At 69.0% G+C, this 5,417-nt stretch carries 4 protein-coding genes; all 4 read left to right on the forward strand.

Features of this window, described 5'->3' with window-relative positions:
- The coding region (locus DMC18_RS13590) for a carotenoid oxygenase family protein (protein ID WP_110133012.1) at nt 1-1,289 on the forward strand (1,289 nt) is incomplete at its 5' end.
- Nucleotides 1,290-1,380: 91 nt separating this feature from the next.
- The gene (locus DMC18_RS13595) at nt 1,381-2,076 is read left to right on the forward strand and encodes a TetR/AcrR family transcriptional regulator (RefSeq protein ID WP_110120090.1); all 696 of its coding nucleotides are present in this window, start codon (nt 1,381-1,383) and stop codon (nt 2,074-2,076) included.
- 329 nt (nt 2,077-2,405) lie between these two features.
- The gene (locus DMC18_RS13600; protein WP_110120089.1) at nt 2,406-4,607 is read left to right on the forward strand and encodes a TonB-dependent receptor; all 2,202 of its coding nucleotides are present in this window, start codon (nt 2,406-2,408) and stop codon (nt 4,605-4,607) included.
- 149 nt (nt 4,608-4,756) lie between these two features.
- Nucleotides 4,757-5,417: MFS transporter (locus DMC18_RS13605; RefSeq protein ID WP_146218071.1), on the forward strand; the 661-nt coding region annotated here is incomplete at its 3' end.

A 5,417-nucleotide genomic window follows, 5' to 3' on the forward strand; every position in this document is an offset into this window, starting at 1 on the left:
CCCCGGCCGACCTGGCCGGCGCCCTGGTCCGCAACGGTCCGGCCCGCTTCCGCCGGCCGGGCGGGTCGGTCGGCCACTGGTTCGACGGCGACGGCCTGGTGCGGCGCTTTTCGATCCGGGACGGCGAGGCGACCCTGGCCGCCCGCTTCGTCGACACCCCCAAGCGCCGCGCCGACACGGCCGCCAATGCAGTGATCACCCCGGGCTTCGGCACCGCCCCTGGCCCCGGGGCGGCCGTGGGCGGTCCCGACGACGCCAACGCCGCCAACACCTCGGTGATGATGGCCGGCGGCGAGCTGTGGGCGCTGTGGGAGCCGGGCTCGCCCTGCGTGCTCGATCCCGTCACCCTGGAGACCAAGGGCTTCAAGACCCTGCGGCCCGATCTCAAGGCCATGCCGTTCCTGGCCCATCCGCGCCGCGAGCCGAACGGCCGGACCTGGAACCTGGGCCTGGCCGGCGACCGCGCCATCGTCTGGCGCCTGGCCGCCGACGGCAGCCTGGAGGACGCCCAGCTGATCGCCCTGCCCCGCGCCAGCTACATCCACGACTTCACCGCCACCGAGCGCCACATCGTCATCGTGCTGCAGCCCTGGATCCAGGAGCGGGGCGGCGTGCCCTACATCGCCGGCATGGCCTGGAAGCCCGAGATGGGAACCCAGGTGCTGGTGCTCGACAAGGCCGACCTGACCCAGCGCCGGGTGTTCGACCTGCCGCCGTTTTTCTTCTTCCACCTGGGCGACGCCTGGGAGGACGCGGGCGGGACCATCCGCTTCGACGCCTGTATCGACGACGATCCGCGCGGCACGGCGGCGGCCGGCGAGCAGCTGCTGCGCGGCGCGCCGTTCAAGGGCGTGGCCCCGCCCAAGCTGGGCTTCGTCACCCTGCACGCCGACGGCAAGGCCGAGCTGCAGCGGTTCGACACCGTGGCCGAGTTCCCGCGCTCGGACGAGCGCTTCGCCGGCCAGGGCCGCCGCTTCAGCGTCCATGCGGCGATCGGCGAGGTCGGCAAGCCGGCCTTCCACGGCCTGGCCGTGCGCGACTGGAAGACCGGCCGCGAGACCGCCTTCGACTTCGGCCGCCGGCATCTGGTCGAGGAGATGGTGTTCGTCCCCCGCCCCGGGTCGTCGGAAGAGTTCGACGGCTGGCTGGTCGGCACGAGCCTCAATCTCGACGCCCAGGCGACCGAGCTGCACGCCTTCGACGCCCGCCGCGTCGCCGACGGGCCGGTGGTCACCTGGCGGGCGAACACGGCCTTGCCGCTGGGATTCCACGGGATTTTCACGGCCTGACCGGACGTTCACGGAACGGCGGCGCTCTTGCCAGGGTAGCGAAAGCAGGCCTATCCGGGGACAGCGAAGTTCTCGGAGAGGCCTCCCCGACATGACCGCCGCCAAGCCCCGCGCCCGTTCCGGCGGGCGGGGCCGTCCTTCCAAGGCCACGGGCCTGGACCTGAAGGAGACCATCCTCGACTCCGCCGAGGGCCTGTTCGCGCGCCACGGCTTCCATGGGGTGACCACCCGCCAGGTGGCCGCCGAGGCCGGCGTCGACACCGCCCTGATCCACTACTATTTCGGCGCCAAGCGCGAGCTGTTCGACGCGGTGTTCGTGCGCCGCGCCGAGATCCTCAACCAGGCCCGCAGCGTCTCGATGAACGCCTATGTCGAGACCCACGGCGACGCCATGACGGTGGAAGGCGTGATCGAGGCCTTCATCGACCCGCTGCTGCGCATCTCGCAGGACGGCGGCCAGGGCTGGAAGAGCTACTTCGCCCTGGTGGCCCAGGTGAACAACACCCCGGCCTGGGGCGGCGAGACCATGGCCCGGTTCTTCGACCCCGTCGTCCACCAGCTGGTCGACACGCTGAAGGTCGTCCGTCCCGACGCGGAATATCGCGACCTCTACTGGTGCTACCAGTTCCTGACCGGCTCGATGATGCTGGCCCTGTCGGAGACCGGCCGCATCGACTCGCTGTCTGAAGGCCTCTGCCACTCCAGCGACCTGGAGGCCGTGCGAGCGCGGCTGTTCGCCTACTGCGCGGCGGGGTTCGAGGCCGTAGTGAGCCGGCGCAAAGCCTAGCAGGACTCCCTTCCCGTTGGCGGATGGGGGAAGGGCCGGGGATGGGGGTGAAGCGGCGGTTCAAGCGCGCGCTCGCCGGCCGACGCTGCAACCACCCCCACCCAACCCTCCCCCATCGAGGGGGAGGGCTAAAACAGCGACCGTCAGCCCCCGGATTACACTTTTCATCACTTGATGAAAAAACGCTGGCGCATTCCCTCAACCTAGGTGACAGTGCCGTCGAATTCCTGCGGCGGTGAAATCGTGCGGGAAACGCCGGATACGAGGCTGCGTGAGATGGCTCGATCGGCGGAAGGGACGAAACGCATCTAGGGAAGAGGGGCTTGCCTATGAAAACGATGTGGAAGGCTGCGCTGCTGGCTGGCGCGGCGTGGGGTGCGACCTGCAACCTGGCGGTGGCCCAGGAAAAGCCGGCCGCCGAGCAGAGCGTAGGCGTCGAGGAGGTGGTGGTCACCGCCCGCCGGCGCGAGGAAACCCTCAAGGACGTGCCGGTGGCCGTCTCGGCCTTCAGCGCCGACAAGCTGGAAAAGCAGGGCGCGTCGGACATCACCACCCTGCAGCAGACCACCCCCAACATCACCGTGCAGGTGGCCCGGGGCTCGAACTCCACCCTGATCAGCTACATCCGCGGCGTGGGCCAGCAGGACCCGCTGTGGGGCTTCGAACCGGGCGTCGGCCTCTATATCGACGACGTCTACGTCGCCCGCCCGCAGGGCGCGGTTCTCGACATCTTCGACATCGAGCGCATCGAGGTGCTGCGCGGCCCGCAGGGCACGCTCTACGGCCGCAACACCATCGGCGGCGCCATCAAGTACGTCACCAAGAAGCATGACGACGAGACGGCGCTGAAGCTGAAGGGCACGGTCGGCTCGTACAACCAGCGTGACGGCCTGATCGCCGCCTCGACCCCGCTGGGCGGCGGCCTGTCGGTCGGCGGCGCCTTCGCCATCTACAAGCGCGACGGCTACGGCAAGAACCTGACCACCGGCGCCGAGCAGTACAACAAGGACGTCCAGGCCGGCCGCCTCAGCGTCGAGTACGCGCCGAACGACGACCTGTTCTTCCGCATCGCCTACGACAAGGTGGTCGACGACAGCAACGCCCGCCACGGCCATCGCGAGCTGCCCACCCTGACCGGCGGCTACCAGGTGCTCGACACCTACGACACGCAAGCCGGCCTCGGCGACGCCAACCATGTCGAGACCGAAGGCGTCTCGGCGCTGGCCACCTGGAAGGCCAGCGAGCACCTGACCTTCAAGTCGATCACGGCCAACCGCAAGGGCCACACCCAGACCAACATCGACTTCGACGGCACGCCGCTGCCGACGCTGGACGTGCCGGCCACCTACGGCGACCGCCAGTTCTCGCAGGAACTGCAGGCGGTCTACGCCGACGAGACCTTCCAGGGCGTGTTCGGCGTCTACTACATGAACAGCCAGGCCTCGGGCGAGTTCGACACCATCGCCGGCAATCTGGGCGTGGCCATCGCCGCCGCCGGCAAGGTCAACACCCGCAGCTTCGCGGTGTTCACCGACGTCTCGGCCAACTTCACCGACCGCTTCAAGGTCTCGCTGGGCGGCCGCGCCACCCGCGACCACAAGACCGGCACGGTGGTGCGCCTGTTCTATCTGGGCGCCACCAAGACCCCGTGGCAGGGCGGAACGGCCCGGCCGGTGCTGCAGACCCGCACCAACTACACCGCCACCAAGGCCTTCGAGGAGTTCACCCCCCGGGTCAGCGCCTCCTACGACTTCACCGACGACCTGACCGGCTACGTCTCCTATTCCAAAGGCTTCAAGTCCGGCGGCTGGGACATGCGCGGCGACGCCTTCCTGACCCCGCAGACGACGGCGGGCTACGAGCCGGAGACGGTCGACGCCTACGAGGCCGGCCTGAAGGGCTACCTTTTCGACCGCCGCCTGTCGTTCGCCTCGGCGGCCTTCCGCTCGAAGTACAAGAACCAGCAGGTGACCACCCAGGTGGCCGTGCCCAGCGGCATCGCCAGCTCGGTCGACAACGCCGGCGCCTCGACCATCTGGGGCCTGGAGTTCGAAGGCACGGCGCGCTTCACGCCCAACCTGTCGAGCACCCTGGCGCTGGGCTACATCAAGGCCAAGTACGACGAGTTCGAGCGCTACGACGCCGTCACCGGCACGATCGTCAACGTCGCCAACCTCTACGGCTTCCAGAACACGCCGGAAAAGACCGCCAACATCAGCGTAACCTGGACCGGCGACCTGCTGGGCGGCCGCCTGGCCGTCACACCGATGGTCAGCTACCGCGACAAGTACCAGCAGTTCGAGCAGCCGCTGCCGACCCTCGACCAGAAGGCCTTCACCCTGGTCGACCTCAGCGCCGTGTGGAACGCGCCAGGCGGCCGCTACAAGGTCTCGCTGGTCGGCAAGAACCTGACCGACGAAACCTATCGCATCGGCGGCTACAACTTCGGCGTCGCGACCTATAACAACTCGGTCATCGGCTTCTACGGCCCGCCGCGCAGTGTGTCGGCGAGCCTGGAGTTCAACTTCTGAAGCATTTTCGAGCGAAGTGGACTCCGGTTCGCGTGAAGAAAATGCGTTAAACTAAAGGCTTCTCGGCAGAGATCTGGCGGGGCCCGCTGCAACGGGCCCCGTCGTCCTTTTCCGGAAGGCGCATGCGTACAGTTCAAGGGGGCGGGGCGATGAGCGAAGCGAACGGCGAAGGCGCCGCGACGGGCGGCAGCCGCTACCGCTATCTGGTGCTGGCGACGCTGATCCTCGTCTACACCCTGAACTTCCTCGACCGTCAGATCCTCGGGATCCTGGCCAAGCCGATCAAGGACGAGTTCGGCCTCACCGACGGCCAGTTCGGCCTGATGGGGGGCCTGGCCTTCGCCCTGCTCTACACCACCCTGGCGATCCCGATCGCCTGGCTGGCCGACCGCTTCAGCCGCGTCTGGATCATGACCGCCGCCCTCACCGTGTGGAGCGGCTTCACCGCCCTGTGCGGGTTCGCCGGCGGGTTCGGACAGCTGTTCCTGGCCCGCATGGGCGTGGGCATCGGCGAGGCCGGCGGCGTCGCCCCGGCCTATTCGCTGATCGCCGACTACTTCCCCAAGCGCCAGCGCGCCCGGGCGCTGGCGGCCTACGCCTTCGGCATCCCGCTGGGCTCGGGCCTGGGCACCCTGGTCGGCGGCCTCTTGGCGGCGACCTATGGCTGGCGCACGGCCTTCATCGTCGTCGGCTGCCTGGGCGTGGTGCTGGCTCCGATCTTCCGCGCCATCGTCAAGGATCCGGCGCGCGGCGGGGCCGATCGCGTGGAAGGCGCGCCGCCGGCGCCGCCCGCCCCGGCCATGCCGCTGG

The sequence above is a fragment of the Caulobacter sp. D5 genome, from assembly GCF_003185805.1.
In the GTDB taxonomy this organism is placed as follows: Bacteria; Pseudomonadota; Alphaproteobacteria; order Caulobacterales; family Caulobacteraceae; genus Caulobacter.